The sequence below is a fragment of the Faecalibacterium sp. An77 genome, from assembly GCF_002161315.1.
In the GTDB taxonomy this organism is placed as follows: domain Bacteria; phylum Bacillota; class Clostridia; order Oscillospirales; family Ruminococcaceae; genus Faecalibacterium.
Window position 1 is genome coordinate 202,593 of the sequence record NZ_NFHK01000001.1, and the last position, 15,404, is coordinate 217,996.

12 protein-coding genes are annotated in these 15,404 nt (G+C 62.3%); 8 read left to right on the forward strand and 4 right to left on the reverse strand.

Annotated features, from left to right (window positions below; translation table 11 throughout):
* Positions 1–129: 129 nt before the first annotated feature.
* The 4 genes from B5G28_RS00885 to B5G28_RS00900 form a co-directional block, all read right to left on the reverse strand.
* On the reverse strand, positions 130–1,029 hold the full coding sequence (locus B5G28_RS00885) for an SPFH domain-containing protein (protein ID WP_204228788.1): 900 nt from the start codon (positions 1,027–1,029) through the stop codon (positions 130–132).
* 19 nt (positions 1,030–1,048) lie between these two features.
* Positions 1,049–1,492: an NfeD family protein gene (locus B5G28_RS00890; RefSeq protein ID WP_087245480.1), complete on the reverse strand. Its 444-nt coding sequence runs from the start codon at positions 1,490–1,492 to the stop codon at positions 1,049–1,051.
* Positions 1,493–1,749: 257 nt separating this feature from the next.
* Positions 1,750–3,606, reverse strand: coding sequence for a glycoside hydrolase family 13 protein (locus B5G28_RS00895; RefSeq protein WP_087245482.1), 1,857 nt, complete (start codon positions 3,604–3,606; stop codon positions 1,750–1,752).
* 127 nt (positions 3,607–3,733) lie between these two features.
* Positions 3,734–6,130 carry a glycogen/starch/alpha-glucan phosphorylase gene (locus B5G28_RS00900; RefSeq protein WP_087245484.1) on the reverse strand — a complete coding sequence of 799 codons (2,397 nt, stop codon included), beginning with the start codon at positions 6,128–6,130 and terminating at the stop codon, positions 3,734–3,736.
* Between the two features lie 690 nt (positions 6,131–6,820).
* Between B5G28_RS00900 and B5G28_RS00905 the strand changes: the two genes are divergently transcribed.
* The 8 genes from B5G28_RS00905 to B5G28_RS00940 all read left to right on the forward strand — a co-directional run bounded on the left by B5G28_RS00905 (position 6,821) and on the right by B5G28_RS00940 (position 15,364).
* Positions 6,821–7,213: a cell division protein ZapA gene (locus B5G28_RS00905; protein ID WP_087245486.1), complete on the forward strand. Its 393-nt coding sequence runs from the start codon at positions 6,821–6,823 to the stop codon at positions 7,211–7,213.
* Between the two features lie 50 nt (positions 7,214–7,263).
* Complete coding sequence (locus tag B5G28_RS00910) at positions 7,264–9,339, forward strand: U32 family peptidase (RefSeq protein WP_087245488.1); 2,076 nt, start codon at positions 7,264–7,266, stop codon at positions 9,337–9,339.
* Positions 9,340–9,419: 80 nt separating this feature from the next.
* Positions 9,420–9,866, forward strand: coding sequence for a dUTP diphosphatase (dut, locus tag B5G28_RS00915; protein ID WP_087245491.1), 447 nt, complete (start codon positions 9,420–9,422; stop codon positions 9,864–9,866).
* Positions 9,867–9,875: 9 nt separating this feature from the next.
* Positions 9,876–10,457, forward strand: a complete 582-nt coding sequence (locus B5G28_RS00920) for a Maf family protein (protein ID WP_087245493.1) — start codon at positions 9,876–9,878, stop codon at positions 10,455–10,457.
* A 237-nt stretch (positions 10,458–10,694) separates the two neighbouring features.
* On the forward strand, positions 10,695–11,717 hold the full coding sequence (locus tag B5G28_RS00925; protein WP_087245495.1) for a rod shape-determining protein: 1,023 nt from the start codon (positions 10,695–10,697) through the stop codon (positions 11,715–11,717).
* 132 nt (positions 11,718–11,849) lie between these two features.
* A complete protein-coding gene (gene mreC / locus B5G28_RS00930; protein ID WP_242956736.1) occupies positions 11,850–12,680 on the forward strand; it encodes a rod shape-determining protein MreC in 831 nt (276 codons plus the stop codon).
* Between the two features lie 43 nt (positions 12,681–12,723).
* Positions 12,724–13,257: a rod shape-determining protein MreD gene (gene mreD, locus B5G28_RS00935; RefSeq protein ID WP_087245497.1), complete on the forward strand. Its 534-nt coding sequence runs from the start codon at positions 12,724–12,726 to the stop codon at positions 13,255–13,257.
* A 46-nt stretch (positions 13,258–13,303) separates the two neighbouring features.
* Positions 13,304–15,364 (forward strand): penicillin-binding transpeptidase domain-containing protein, encoded by a 2,061-nt coding sequence (locus B5G28_RS00940; protein ID WP_087245499.1) that lies wholly within the window; start codon positions 13,304–13,306, stop codon positions 15,362–15,364.
* Positions 15,365–15,404: the final 40 nt, after the last annotated feature.

The following is a 15,404-nucleotide window of genomic DNA, read 5'->3' on the forward strand; positions in this document are numbered from 1 at the left end:
AATCTCTGCAACTGACAAAATCCCCTGCGTCCCAAATCGGGATGCGGGGGATTTTTTGCGCTCTTTTCGGGCGAATGGGCCAAAAATGCCCCGGCAGCGGGGCTGCCGGGGCAGGGAAGGCGATGGGATTTACTTGGGATCGGTGAGCAGCTCCTTGATGGAGGGCACCACAGCGCCCAGGTTCTGCAGCTCGGAGGGGATGATGATCTTGGTGGCGTTGCCGTTGGCCACCTTGGCCAGAGCTTCCAGGCTCCGCAGGGCCAGCACCTTGTCCTCGGGCTTGGCCTCGTTCAGCAGACGGATGGCGTCGGCCTCGGCCTGCTGGATGGCCAGAATGGCCTGAGCCTGGCCCTCGGCCTCCAGAATCCGCTGCTGCTTGACGGCGTCGGCCCGCAGGATGGCGGCCTCGCGCTCGCCCTCGGCGGCGGTGATGGAAGCCTGCTTTTCGCCCTCTGCCTTCAGGATGACGGCCCGCTTTTCACGCTCGGCCTTCATCTGCTTCTCCATGGCGTCCTGGATCTCAGCCGGCGGGGTGATATTCTTGACCTCCACGCGGTTGACCTTGATGCCCCATTTGTCGGTGGCCTCGTCCAGGATGGCGGTGATCTTGGAGTTGATGATATCGCGGCTGGACAGGGTGTGGTCCAGCTCCATCTCGCCGATGATGTTGCGCAGGGTGGTGGCGGACAGGCTCTCCAGCGCGGCAATGGGCTGGTTGACGCCATAAGTATACAGCTTGGCATCCATCACCTGGAAGAACACCACCGTGTCAATCTGAATGGTGACGTTGTCGCGGGTGATGACGGGCTGGGGGGCGAAGTCCCCCACCTGCTCTTTCAGGCTGACCTTTTTGGAGATGCGCTCCATAAAGGGGATTTTGATGTGGAGGCCGGCTTCCCAGGTGGCGGCATAGACGCCCAGCCGCTCCACCACATATACGGTGGACTGGGGGACGATCACGATGTTGGTGACCACGATGACCAGGACCACAAGGATCAGGGCCAGAATCAGGAAAGTCATGATGGGCATGGATGTACGCTCCTTTCTGTCAGTGGATGGGTGTCTCAAGGGGAACGGGCTCGACGATCAGCAGGGTGCTGCGGATCTCGGCCACGCGGCAGCGTTCGCCGGGTTCAAATGAGGTGCCGGGTTTGGCCTGGGCGTTCCAGTCTACACCGTCCAGACGCACCCGGCCGGGCACGTCGTCGGTGACGGCGGTGAGAACGGTGGCGGTGCGGCCGATGTTCAGATCGGCGTTGGTGGGCACCGGGGACTTGCGCAGCTTGGCCGCCAGGGGCCGGAGGGCCAGCAGGCAGACAAAGCTGACAGCCACAAAAATCACCGACTGCACCCGGAGGCTGTCGGTAAAGATGCAGCTGACCAGGGCAACAGCGCTGCCCACAGCGAACCAGACCGACACCAGGTTGAAGGTGGAGGCCTCCACGAACAGGAGGACGATGGTGGCGATCAGCCACCCGATTGGCTGAAGCATAGTATCTCCTTTGCTATGGGGTGGACCGGCACCACAGATCGGGTGCCATGTCTTTATCATATGCGATTTACCTATTCAGGTCAAGGGTTTTTGGATGGAAGGGCAGTCCCGGCACCGAAATTTGGAATTTGATACAAAAAAGCCCGGCGCTTTTTGGCGTACCGGGCAGAAATTGCGTGCAATTTTTTGCAAAATGCTGGATTTTGGCGGGGATGTTCTTCCAGTTCCTGGCAGAAACACTCCTCCGCGTCTGGCATTTACTGGTAATCGTAGTAGCTGTGGTTGGGGTTGTGGCCGATTTCCTCCACCGTGATGGTGAAGCCCATGGGGTTCACCTCGGTGAATTTGCCGCTGGACAGCTGCTCCACAATCATGTGGTCGGTGCGGTTGGCGATGATCTCCGCCACCTCATATTCGCCGATCCGCTGGAAGTGGAGAATGCCGCCCTCGGCCCGCAGCACCCGGATGTCTCCCTCCCGGAAAGCATCGCAGGTTTTCCGCAGCTCGGCCAGCTGGGCAATGACGGGGCGCAGCCGTTCCTCGTGGCTGTCCCAGAGGTAGAAGGCCCGGTTGAAGGGGTCGCGGTAGCCCTGCATCCCAATTTCGTCCCCGTAGTAGACACAGGGGACGCCCGGCAAAGTGAAGATGATGGCGTAGGCCATCTTCAGCAGCACCAGACCTTCCTCATAGGCCTCGCCGGTGACGCTGCGGCCGCTCTGCCATTCCCGGCCCCGGCCGTTGGCGGGCTCATCGGCAATGACGGTGAGGGCCCGCTCGGTGTCGTGGGTGGACAGGAAGTTCAGCGCGGTGTGGAGGGCCGGGGCGGGGTAGTGCTCGCAGATGGAGAGGATCTCGTCGGCGGCGTCCTCGGCGGGCTTGCCGCAGACAAAGTCCAGCACAGCGTTCTTGAAGGGATAGTTCATGACGCTGTCCAGCCCCTTGCCCAGCAGGTAGGTGCGGCGGTGGCCAAAACCGTATTTGGTGGTGGCGTCCTCCCACACCTCGCCGATCAGCAGCTTGTCGGGGCCGGCCCGCTTGACGGCGGCCCGGATCTTCTCAATGAAGGCGTCGGGCAGCTCGTCGGCCACGTCCAGCCGGAAGCCTGCCGCACCTCGGCGCAGCCAGGTGTCAATGACGCCGCCCTCGCCGGTGATGAACTCCACATAGGAGGGCTCCTCCTCGTTCACCTCGGGCAGGGTGTCAAAGCCCCACCAGCTGCGGTAGCCGCCGTTGTACTGGGGGGAGAAATCGTACCAGGGGCGATAGGGGGAGTTGGGGTCCCGGTAGGCGCCGCCGCTGCCGTAGCGGCCCTCTTTGTTGAAATAGAGGCTGTCGGAGCCGGTGTGGCTGAACACGCCGTCCAGGATGATGCGGATGCCGAACCGGGCGGCAGCCTGGCACAGCTCCTCAAAATCCTTGTTGGAGCCCAGCAGGGGGTCCACGTTCAGATAGTTGGCGGTGTTGTAGCGGTGGTTGGAGTGGGCCTCGAAAATGGGGTTCAGATAGATATAGGTGACCCCCAGCTGATGCAGATAAGGCAGCTTGAGCTGGATGCCCTTCAGGTCGCCGCCGAAATAGTCGTGATTCAGGTGGCCGCCGGTCTCATTGGGCTGCCAGAAGGGCTCGGCGTGCTTGTCGGCCCGGTAAATCCGGTCCGAGAAGGGCATATGCTTGTTTTCCACCGCCTCGCAGAACCGGTCGGGGAAGATCTGGTAAAAGACTCCGCCCTTGACGCAGTCAGGGGTCTCAAAGTCCGGGTCGTAGACGGTGAGCTGCCAGCGCTCGCCGTCCTGCCAGGACAGGACGCCCTCGCCCATCTTCCCCCGGAAAATCCGGCGGAAGTCGGTGTACAGGTCAAAGTAATAGAAGTACAGGCCCACGTCCTCCACCCGGACGTCCACCGAAAAGTGGTTCAGGCCGGGGGTCTGGCCGTCGAACTGCATCCGGTAGTAGACGGGCTGGTCCCCGGGGCCCTCCTTCTGGAGGACCAGATGGGGGTCCACATAGCCCAGATTCTCCGGGATGGTGAGGGCCAGATGCAGAGTCTGCCCGGCGGGCAGGGCGCCGAAGGGGCGCTTGTAATAGGTATCGCAGCTGTTGAACAGGCAATCCAAAGTCGGTCGTTCCTTTCAAAATCAAGTCCCGGTCTCCGGCGTGCCGCCAGAAACCAGAAATGGGGGAAGCAGACCCCATGTGCGCGCGGGCGCGGGACCACTTCCCCCAAAAAGGTTCAAAATGCGATTACTTGACGGTGGGTGCGTGCCAGATGTCCCGAGCGTAATCCAGGACGGAACGGTCGGCGCTGAAGATGCCGCTGTTGGCGATGTTCTTCAGGCTCATCTTGGCCCAGCCCTCGCGGTTGGCGTAGAGCTTCTGCAGGTCGCTCTGGGCGCGGCGGTAATCCTTGAAGTCGGCCATGACCATGTAGGGGTCATTGGTGAACAGGTTGGAGGTGACCTCGTGGAAGTTCTCGCCGTTCCAGCCGCGCTCCAGGAAGTTCAGCACTTCGTTGGCGATGTCGTCGCCGGTGATGAAGGAGCTGGGGTGATAGCCTACCCGCTTGAGATTCTCCACCTCCTGGGTCAGCATGCCGAAGATGATCTCATTCTCGCTGCCTGCGGCGTTGGCGATCTCCACGTTGGCGCCGTCCAGGGTGCCCAGGGTGATGGCGCCGTTCAGCATGAACTTCATGTTGCCGGTGCCGGAAGCCTCGGTGCCGGCCAGGGAGATCTGCTCCGAGACCTCAGAGGCGGGCATCAGGTGCTCGCTCAGGGAGACGCAGTACTCTTCCAGGTAGACAATGCGCAGCTTCTGGTTGACGTCGGGATCGTTGTTGATCAGGTCGCCCAGCTTGCAGATCATGCGGATCATCTGCTTGGCCATATAGTAGCCGGGGGCTGCCTTGGCGCCGAAGATATAGGTCTTGGGGATGAAGTCGGCGTTGGGGTTGGCCTTCAGGTACAGGTACTGGGCAGCGATGTTCAGCGCATTCAGGTGCTGGCGCTTGTACTCGTGCATCCGCTTGACCTGGCAGTCAAAGATGGAGTTGGGATCGATGACCTGGCCGGTGCTCTTGGCCAGGTAGTTGGCGAACTCCTGCTTGTTGGCCAGCTTGATCTTGTTCAGCTCGGTCAGAACGGTCTTGTCGCCGGCATAGGCGTTCAGCTTGCTCAGAGCCGAGGCATCGTGCTTGTACTCGGTGCCGATGGTCTCATCCAGCAGCTTGCACAGGCCGGGGTTGGCGCCCAGCAGCCAGCGGCGGTAAGCGATGCCGTTGGTGACGTTCTTGAAGGCGGCCGGCTTGTACAGGTAGTAGTCGTGGAAGACGCTCTGCTTGATGATCTCGCTGTGCAGCTTGGACACGCCGTTGATGCTGTTGGAAGTGTAGGCGCAGATGTTGGCCATGCGGATCTGGTTGTCGCCGATCAGGGCCATATAGTCGATCTTGCCCTTGTCGCCGGGGAATGCCTTGTTCAGGTCGATGCGGCAGCGGCGGTCCATCTCGCAGACGATCTGGTAGATGCGGGGCAGGGTCATCTTGAAGATGTCCACATTCCACTTCTCCAGAGCCTCGGCCATGACGGTGTGGTTGGTGTAGGAGAAGACCTTCTGGCAGATCTCGAAGCTCTTGTCCCAGTCGAAGCCGCACTCATCCAGCAGGATGCGCATCATCTCGGGGATGGCCAGGGTGGGGTGGGTGTCGTTCAGCTGGATGGCCACCATGTCGGGCAGGTTCTCCAGGGTGCCGTAGGTGGACAGATGATTCTGGACGATGTCGCCGATGGAGGCAGCCGACAGGAAGTACTGCTGGCGCAGACGGAGAATCTTGCCCTCCACGTGGTTGTCGTTGGGGTACAGAACCTTGGAAATCAGCTCAGCCGATGCGCTCTTGCTCATGGCGGTGCTGTAGTTGCCCAGCGAGAAGCTGGACATATCGAAATCGGGAGCCTTGGCCTGCCACAGACGCAGCTTGGCCACGCCGGAACCGTCGTAGCCCTGGACGTACATGTCCGAGGGGACAGCCATGACGCTGTTGTAGTTCATGTGCTGGACGTAGTGGAAGCCGTGGTCCCAGTTCTCACGGATTTCGCCGTCAAAGCGGACCTCAATGGCCTGCTCGGGATGGCTCTTGAGCCAGACCTGGCCGCCGGGCAGCCAGTTGTCGGCGCGCTCCTGCTGCCAGCCGTCCACGATCTTCTGCTTGAAGATGCCGTACTCGTACAGGATGGAGTAGCCGGTGCCGCCGATGCCGGTGGTGGCCATGCCGTCCAGATAGCAGGCAGCCAGACGGCCCAGACCGCCGTTGCCCAGACCTGCGTCGGGTTCTTCCTCATAGATGGTGTCGACGTTGATGTCGGCGGCGGCCAGTGCATCCTTGCAGACCTTGTCCAGGCCGAGATTGAGCAGGCTGACCTTCAGGCTGCGGCCCATCAGGAACTCCATGCACAGATAGTACACCTGCTTGGAGCCCGTGCCGATCACCTTCGACTGGAACTTCTTGTAGTTGTCGCTCATCATCTGACGGCAGATCAGGGCCAGAGCACGATAAATCTGCTGGTTGGAGGCAACCGACAGATCCACGCCGTACTCACTGGTCAGCTTGTTCTGCAGAAGGGTAGAGAATTCCTTGGTTGTCATACGTGTAATCTCCTGTCCATATGAGATAGGTGGCGCAGCCGATGAAAAAGGCGGCATTCAGAGCCTGTTGCGGGCGCTGGATGTCCAGCTGCACGCCCTTCGGTGCGGCTGAAAGGCCCTGTGCGCCCTCCAGCCTGCCTGACTTCCCCCGGGCGGCAGCCACACCGCAGTTTGCGGTGCGTCGGCGCTGCAGCCTGTAGCTGGTGGAACGACAGATGGCCTTCCGGCGTCATGGCCGTTTCAGATACACTGTAGTAAAAAACAACGGAAATACCGCGGTAACTTGCCGTGTTCATTCCGCGTTCATAACACAACAATGTTATTATAATCACTTCCCGTGTTGAATGCAAGGAAAAGCGGTATTTTTTCCGTATCCGCCATATTTTCAAGAAAAAGTTTGTGCTGAAAGTGCAGGAATTTCAAATTGGCTCTTTCTCTTGCGGGTCAATTATATTATAATAGGGTCAAACAAAAGGGCTTCTGCCGTGCCGGGGCGCCCCGTTCAGAGGGGAAACTCGGGGAGAAATGGCAGGAGAAACTCCCGCGCACGCATCTTGTCTGAACAAGAAACGGGAATAAGGCGGTAAAAACCTGCCTTTTTGGCCCGAAAGATCCCGGCTTTGAGCGGGAAATGACCGGCACAACCGGGAACCGGGCCGGTGTTTGCAAGGAACGGAAAGCGAGGCTGCTATGGTAAACAAAGTACGTGTCAACATTGCGGGGGCGCAGTACGCCTTCGCCACCACTGATTCCGAAAAATACATTACCTCCCTGGCCGAGAAGCTGGACCGGGACATCGGCAAGCTGATGGAGGCCAATCCCAGCCTGCCGGTGACCAAGGCGGCGGTGTTCTGCGCCATGGATTATCTGGACGAATATCAGAAGAGCACCGGCAGCGCGGAGAATATGCGCAGCCAGATTCAGGATTATATTGCCGACGCGGCCCGGGCCCGCTCAGCGGAGGACAAGCTCCGGGCCGAGAATGAGGCCCTGCGCCGGGAGGCGGCGGCCCTGCGGGAACAGCTGGACCGCCTGCGCCGCCACGACAAGGACAAAGAGAAAGACAAGGACCGCCAGCCGTAACCAGAGGATGGGCAGCCGGGCGGCACACCATACACAAGCAGAGGAGAACTATGGCACGAATTGAGATCCTGGCCCCTGTGGGCAGTGAAGAAATGCTCCGCGCCGCCGTGTACAGCGGCGCCGACGCGGTTTATCTGGGATTTGCGGGCTTCAACGCACGGAGCGGCGCGGGGAATTTTGACGCCGCCAGCCTGTGCGAGGCGGTCCGTTTTTGTCATGCCCGCGGGGTGCGGGTGCACGTGGCGATGAACACCACCGTCTATGCCGGCGAGCTGGACAACCTGGCCGGCGCGGTGCGGGCGGTGGCGGCCAGCGGCGCCGACGCGGTGATCTGCCAGGACATGGCGGTGGCCGAGCTGTGCCGCCGGATTGCCCCGGACCTGCCCCGCCACGCCTCCACCCAGATGAGCGTCCACACCCTGGAAGGCGCCCTCAAGATGGCCGAGCTGGGGTTCAGCCGGGTGATTCTGGCCCGGGAACTGAGCCTGCCCGAGATGGAAAAGATCACCCGGGGCTGCGGCATCGAGACCGAGTGCTTTGTCCATGGCGCTCTCTGCATGAGCATGAGCGGCCAGTGCTATATGTCCGCCTTTCTGGGGGGCCGCAGCGGCAACCGGGGCTCCTGTGCGGGCCCCTGCCGCCTGCCTTTTGATGCCAACCCCCTGCCCGAAGGCCGCCCCGGCAGGGCGCATCACCTGTCCCTGAAGGACAATTCGGTCATCGACCAGTTGGACAAGCTGGAGGCGGCGGGCGTGGCTTCGGCCAAGATTGAGGGCCGCCTGCGGACGCCGGAATATGTGGCGGCGGCGGTCAACGCCTGCCTGGCGGGCCGGGACGGCCTGGCTTACGACCGGGAGGTCCTGCAGAATGCTTTCAGCCGCTCGGGCTTTACTTCGGGCTATCTGGATGGAAAAATCGACGGCACCATGTTCGGTACCCGCAGCGAGGCGGACGCCGAACAGACCCGCCGGACCCTGCCGGCCCTGCGGGAACTTTACCGCCGGGAACGGCCCCGGGTGCCGGTTCAGATGAAGCTGGAGGTCAGCCCCGATGGGGAAAAGCTGACCGTCACCGACCCGGAGGGCAACCGGGGCATTGCCTACGGGGAGGCTGAGCCCCAGCCGGCCCGCACCGATCCCGCCGACGCCCTGCGCCGCAGCCTGTCCAAGACCGGCGGCACCCCCTTTGAGGCGGGGGAGATCCAGATCGAGATGGACGGCGGCCCCTGGTATCTGCCGGGCAGCGCCGTCAACGAGCTGCGCCGTGCCGCCCTGGACAGCCTGCTCCAGAAGCGGGAGGTCCTCCGTCCCTGGCCGGTGGAAGCGGTGGCGTTGCCGCCCCTGACCCGGCGGAACGCTCCTGCCCGGCCCCAGCTCTGGGCCCGGTTTGAAAAGTGGGAGCAGGTGCCCCAGCGGGCTCTGGATTCGGATGGGCCGGTGCGGCTGATTCTTCCCATCGCCGAGGCGGGCCGGGTTCCCGAGGAACTGCGGGGCAAGACCATCCTGGAACTGCCCCGGGCCATGTTCGGCGCGATGGAAACCGACACCCTGCGCCGGGTGGCCGAGGTCAGAGAGATGGGCTTTGCCAGCTTTGAGGCCAATAACATTGCCCATCTGCGGATTTGTCAGGGCCTGCCCCTCACCGGCGGCATCGGCCTGAACCTCACCAACCCGCTGGCGGCCCAGTTCTATGCAGATCAGGGCCTGTCGGCCATGCTGGTGCTGCCCGAGGTGAAGGACAGCGAAATGGCCTTTATTGCCCCCACCCACAGGGGAAAACCGGTGCCCACCGGGGCCCTGATCTATGGCCATATGCCCCTGATGCTCACCCGGGCCTGCCCCCTCCAGAATATCCACAACTGCGCCCATTGCAGCCGGGAGGGAGTCCTCACCGACCGGAAAGCCAAAAAGTTCCCGGTGCGGTGCGGAGGCGGCGTCCGGACGGTCTATAACCCGGTGCCCCTGTATATGGGGGATAAGCCGGGCCTGCTGCCGGTGGATTACGGCGTGGCCTATTTCACCATCGAGAGCCGGGAAGAGGCCGGGGCGGTTCTGGACCAGATTCTCCAGGCCGCACCCTTTGACGGGGAATTCACCCGGGGCCTGTATTTCAAGGGCACCAACTGAGACGCTGGGCCCCGCCCGCAAAAAGGACGGGTGCAGCCCTTACATTATATAATATCAAAGAAGAAAAGGAATGTTCTGCCATGCAGCAAGTCACTGTAAAATATAAAGTACTGGACGCCCGGGCCCATGTGCCCGCCTATGCCACCGCCGGAGCGGCTGCCGCCGATCTGTGTGCGGTGCTGGATGCACCCATGACCCTGGCCCCCATGGAGCGGGCCCTGGTCCCCACCGGCCTGGCCATCGAGCTGCCCGGCCCCGAGACGGTGGCCCTGGTGTACGCCCGCAGCGGCCTGTCCATCAAGCATGGCCTGTGCATGGCCAATGGCGTGGGGGTTATCGACAGCGACTACCGCGGCGAGCTGAAGGTCCCCATGGTGAACCTGGGCCAGGAGAGCTACACCATCCAGCCCGGGGAGCGGGTGGCCCAGCTGTGCATTGCGCCGGTGTATACGGCGGCCTTTGTTCCGGCCGAGACCCTGGGGGATACCGCCCGGGGCGAGGGCGGCTTTGGCTCCACCGGCAAGTGAGGAGGCGGGATCATGAAACTGATTTTAGCCTCCGGCAGTCCCCGCCGCAGGGAACTGCTGAGCCTGTATACCACCGACTTTGAGGTCTGCGCCAGCGATTTTGACGAGCGGGCGGTTCAGGCCGAATCCCCCGCCGCCCTGGCCGAAGCTCTGGCCCGGGGCAAGTGCCTGGCGGTGTCGGGCCAGAACCCCGGCTGCCTGGTGGTGGGCAGCGACACGGTGGTGGAGCTGGACGGGGAAGTGTTCGGCAAACCAAAAGACGCCGCCGACGCCCGCCGGATGCTGCGGGCCCTGTCAGGCCGGACCCATCAGGTTCACACCGGGGTCTGCGTCTCGGACGGCACAACCGCCGAGAGCTTTGTGGATACATGCAAGGTGACTTTTTTCCCCATCCCCGAGGAGGAGATGGAACGCTGCATTGCCAGCGGGGAACCCTTTGATAAGGCCGGGGCCTACGCCATCCAGGGCCAGGCAGCCCTCTGGCTGGACCGGCTGGAAGGGGACTATTACACCATCATGGGCCTGCCCGTCAGCCGGACGGCCCGGCTGCTGGAACGGGTTTCGGGGAAAAATCTTGCAGTTCAAAGATGAAAAAAGGGGGAAAAATTGTCAAAGCACTTGTGAAAACGGGGCTTTGTGACTATAATAATGAGAGGACTGGCCTGCCCTGGGGCTGAAAACAGGGCAGACCGCCGGAAAGGGAAAGCATCTGGACCCTCCGGCCGCCTGTGGCGGGAGGGATCTTCCAAGATAACGGCAGGCGCGGGCAGGGCCCGGGCTGGGCCGGGAGATTGAGGCAACTGGAGTTTAGAAGGAGTTAGCTGCGCTATGAGTTTTTTGTCTAAGGATATCGGGATTGACCTGGGCACCGCCAATACCCTGGTGTATATGAAGGGCAAGGGGATCATCATGCGGGAGCCGTCGGTGGTGGCGGTGGATACCCGCAACGATGAGGTCCGCTGCGTGGGCGCCGAGGCCAAGGCAGTCATCGGCCGTACCCCCGGCAGCATCGTGGCGGTCCGTCCCCTGAAGGACGGCGTCATCGCCGATTTTGATATCACCGCCAACATGCTGGAGAACTTCCTCAAGAAGGCCTGCGGCAACAGCCTGTTTGCCCGGCCCCGGGTGGTCATCTGCATTCCCTCGGGCGTCACCGAGGTGGAGCGCCGCGCTGTCCGTGAGGCAACCCTCAAGGCCGGCGCCCGTCAGGTGTCGGTGATCGAGGAGCCCATGGCCGCCGCCATCGGCGCAGGGCTGCCCATCAGCGAGCCCACCGGCAGCATGATCGTGGACATCGGCGGCGGCACCGCCGAGATCGCCGTCATCTCTCTGGGCGGCATCGTGGCTTCCCGCAGCGTCCGCATGGCCGGCGATATGTTCGACCAGGCCATCATCGCCTTCATCAAGCGCAAGTATAATCTGCTGATCGGCGAGCGCACCGCCGAGCAGATCAAGATCGACATCGGCTCCGCCTACAAGCTGGAGGAGGAGATGACCATGGAGATCAAGGGCCGCAACCTGGTGGACGGCCTGCCCAAGAACATTGTGGTTCACTCCGAGGACGTCCGCGAAGCCCTTCTGGAGTGCCTGGTCAAGATCACCGACGCCATCAAGGAGACCCTGGAGCGCACCCCGCCCGAGCTGAGCGCCGATATCATCGACCGCGGCATCACCCTGACCGGCGGCGGCGCCCTGCTGCGCGGCCTGGATAAGCTGATCCAGAGCGAGACCGGCATCGATGTCCATGTGGCCGAGGACCCCCTGGACTGTGTGGCCACCGGCGCCGGCGCGGTGCTGGACCATGTGGATGTGCTGCACGACGTGCTGGACACTGACGGGGATCATATGTAAGACTTTGGGCCGGACGGAGCGCCCGGGATGTATATTCCGGCCCCAAAACCGGCATAACCATAAAAGCGAAAACAAGAGCGCGGATGGCACCGGCTGTCCGCGCTTTTTCACCCAGTGAAGGGGAGGCGGGCCGTGAAAGATTTTTTTGAGACCTGGAAATTCAGGATTCTGATCGCGGTGGCGGTCTTTCTGGCCGGGCTGATGGCGTATGCCGCGGCCAATGGCCGGCTGACGGCCGCTCCGCAGGAGCTGCTGAGCGTGGCGGTGGCGCCCTTCCAGAAGGTGGCTTCTCTGGTGGGCGGCGGGGTGTCGTCGGTGTGGGAAAAATACACTTCCATCGACGAGACCATGGAAGAAAACGAGGCTCTCCGGGCCGAAAACGCCGAGCTGCGCCGCCAGCTGGTGGATTATGACCAGCTCAAGGCCGAGAACGAGGCCTTCAAAAACCTGGCCGGCATCCAGGAGGATAACCCCGAGATGAGCTTTGTCTCGGCCTTTGTCATCGGCCGGGACGCTCTGGACGCCTTTGGAGGCTTCACTCTGGACAAGGGCACCGCCCACGGGGTGGAGCGGGGCGACACCGTCATCGACGATGAAGGCCAGCTGCTGGGCACCGTCATTGAAGCCGACCTGACCAGCTGCCGGGTGCTGACCATTCTGCACCCCAGCTTCAACGCGGCGGGCGTGGTGTCCCGCACCCGGGACAACGGCATCCTCACCGGCGACGCGGCCTACGCCGCCAAGGGCCAGTGCGTCTTCACCGACCTGTCCCGTGAATCCATGGCGTCGGTGGGGGATGAGATCATCACCACCGGCCTGGGCGGCGTCTATCCGCCGGATATCCTGGTGGGGCGGATCGTCAGCATCGAGCCGGAGGCCAGCGGCACATCGGTCATCGCGGTGATTCAGCCCGACGCCGACGTGCTGGGGGTCAAGCAGGCCTTCATCATCACCGACTACTGAGCTTCCAACCGTTTTGGATCACCGTTAGAAAGGCGGGACTTTGATGGAATCACGCCGCAAGCGCAGGCGCTCCCAGTTTTATAAGTGGGGCCTGTATGTTCTGCTGCTCCTGGCCTGCACTGTGCTGCAGACTGTGCCGGGATTTTTGCAGTTCGGGCAGGCCAAGCCGGTCTTTCTGCTGCCGCTGGCCCTGGCCGTGGCCGTCTGGGAGGATGAGTTCTCCGGGGCGCTGTTCGGCGCAGTCTGCGGCCTGATGTGGGATTACACCGCCGGCCGGACGGTGGGCCTGCTGGCCCTGGCCCTGATGATGCTGAGTTTCGGGGTGTCGGTGGCCAGCCAGCTCTACCTCAAACTGACCCAGACCAACTTTGCCCTGGTGACTGCCGGGGCGCTGGCGCTGGTGCTGTGCAGTGACTTTCTGTTCTATTACGCCATGCCGGGCTACAGCAATATGCTGGAGCGCTTTGTGGGCTATGTGCCGCTGACCGTCCTGATGAGCGCTGTGCTGTCGGTGCCGCTCTACCGGGCCGTCCGGTGGACCAGCGAGACGTTTAAAATCGACAACGGCGTCATCTAGCGCCCGGCCCGCGGCCGGCCAAACGCCGAAAGGGGGGACCCTCACCATGGATGAACATAAAATCGTGACCCGGCGCCTGGCAATGCTGATAGCTGTCGCCCTGGCGGTCTTTGCGCTGTATGTTTTGCGGCTGATCTTTTTGCAGCTGGTCCATGGGGATGAGTTTGCCGCCCGCGCCACCAGCACCACCGAATACCGCTTCAACGTCACAGCGGCCCGGGGCGACATTGTGGACAGCGCCGGCCGCCGGATTGCCACCAGCACCACCTGCTACAATGTGGAGCTGAGCAAGCTGCTGATCGGGGACAACGACCTGAACGAGACCATCCGCAAGGCGGTGGAAATCCTGCAGGCCAACGGCGAAAGCTGGAACGACGGCCTCCTGATCAGCTACGCCGACGGGGCGGGGAACTATGACTTTACCGGAGATCCCGCCAGCCAGAGCGACCAGAACGCCATTGCCGCGGTGAAGGAGGCCCTGGGCCTCCAGCAGTACGCCACCGCCAACGACGTGATGGACCGCCTGATTGAAAAATACGAGCTGGAGAGCTATGACCCCACCTGGCAGCGGATTCTGGGAGGAATCCATTACCAGATGGAGCAGGAAGCTTTTTCCAACGTGAACAACTTCACCCTGGCCGAGAACGTCTCGGACAAAACCGTGGCCACCGTCAAGGAACACAGCCTGACTCTGCCGGGCGTGGAGATTGCCGAGACCAGCGTCCGCAGCTACACCGACGGCACCATTCTGCCCCATGTGCTGGGCCGGGTGGGCAAAATCACCGCCGAAATGTGGCGCGTCACCGATGAAAACGGCCAGGTGACCTATCCTCTTCGGGATAAGGGCTACGCCATGAACGACGTCATCGGCATCTCGGGCCTGGAGTCGGCCTATGAGGACCAGCTCCGGGGCCAGGACGGCGTTGAAACCATCACCCGGGACAGCGACGGCGTCATCATCGACACCAGCATCACCACCGAGCCGGAGCCCGGCAAGACGGTGATGCTCACCGTCAACAGCGAGTTCCAGAAGGCGGTGGACGACGCTCTGGCCCGCAACGTCCAGCAGATTGCCACCACCTACAACGTGGACGCCAGCGCCGGCGCAGTGGTGGTCATCGACGTCAAGACCGGTGGAATCCTGGCCTGCTCCAACTATCCCAGCTACGACCAGAACCTCTACAGCACCCAGTACAGCGCGTACAGCGCCGACCCCGGCCTGCCCCTGTACAACCGGGCGCTGCAGGGCCTGTATACCCCTGGTTCCACCTATAAGCCCTCGGTGGCGGTGGCTGCCCTCATCAGCGGGCTCATTGACCGCAACAGCACCGTCTACTGCAACGGCGTTTACAACTACTTCAGCGATTACCACCCCCGCTGTACCCGTCACGGCCACAGCGGCAACATCGACGTGGTGACCGCCATCAAGTGGAGCTGCAATATCTTCTTCTACGACGTGGGCCGCCGGCTTACCAGCGATGTGTACGATGACTACGCCTATCGCCTGGGCCTGGGCACGCCTACCGGCGTGGAGGTCAGCGAGTCCACCGGCCGCCTGACCACCAAGGAGGACTCCAACTACACCGCCTCTCTGGAAGTCCAGGCCGCCATCGGCCAGGGCAACACGGTGGTCACTCCGGTGCAGCTGGCAACCTATGCCGCCACCATCGCCAACAAGGGCGTCCGCTACCGGACCCACTTTGTGAAGGCCCTGCTGGACACCAACACCGGCGAGGTGCTGGAAGAGGTGGAGCCCGAGATCGTGGAGATCATTGAGGACGACGTGGGCGCTTTTGATATCGTGGAAGAGGGCATGGTGGGCGCGGCCCAGACCGTTGCCGGCCTGGCCAACTACCCCTACACCATCGCCTGCAAGACCGGCACCCCCCAGCGCAGCGAAAAGACCCCTTCGGGCAGCTACTACACCAACTCCACCATCATCGCCTATGGCCCGGTGGAGGACCCCCAGATTGCGGTGGGCATCGTGGTGGAATACGGCGGCGGCGGTTCCCGTACCGGCGAGCTGGTGGCGGATATTTTCAACGCCTATTTCTTCGAGCGTTCCAACGGAATGACCCCTGTTCAGGAGGGTCAGCTGCTGGAGTGATGGATACAAAAATAAAAGAATTTTTCGTATCTGTAGGAAA

Bases quoted from the DNA above. Each gene is read 5' to 3' on its own strand.
- B5G28_RS00885 (WP_204228788.1), bottom strand. From the start codon at position 1,029: ATGCCCATCATGACTTTCCTGATTCTGGCCCTGATCCTTGTGGTCCTG.
- B5G28_RS00890 (WP_087245480.1), bottom strand. From the start codon at position 1,492: ATGCTTCAGCCAATCGGGTGGCTGATCGCCACCATCGTCCTCCTGTTC.
- B5G28_RS00900 (WP_087245484.1), bottom strand. From the start codon at position 6,130: ATGACAACCAAGGAATTCTCTACCCTTCTGCAGAACAAGCTGACCAGT.
- B5G28_RS00905 (WP_087245486.1), top strand. From the start codon at position 6,821: ATGGTAAACAAAGTACGTGTCAACATTGCGGGGGCGCAGTACGCCTTC.
- B5G28_RS00910 (WP_087245488.1), top strand. From the start codon at position 7,264: ATGGCACGAATTGAGATCCTGGCCCCTGTGGGCAGTGAAGAAATGCTC.
- dut (WP_087245491.1), top strand. From the start codon at position 9,420: ATGCAGCAAGTCACTGTAAAATATAAAGTACTGGACGCCCGGGCCCAT.
- B5G28_RS00925 (WP_087245495.1), top strand. From the start codon at position 10,695: ATGAGTTTTTTGTCTAAGGATATCGGGATTGACCTGGGCACCGCCAAT.
- mreD (WP_087245497.1), top strand. From the start codon at position 12,724: ATGGAATCACGCCGCAAGCGCAGGCGCTCCCAGTTTTATAAGTGGGGC.
- B5G28_RS00940 (WP_087245499.1), top strand. From the start codon at position 13,304: ATGGATGAACATAAAATCGTGACCCGGCGCCTGGCAATGCTGATAGCT.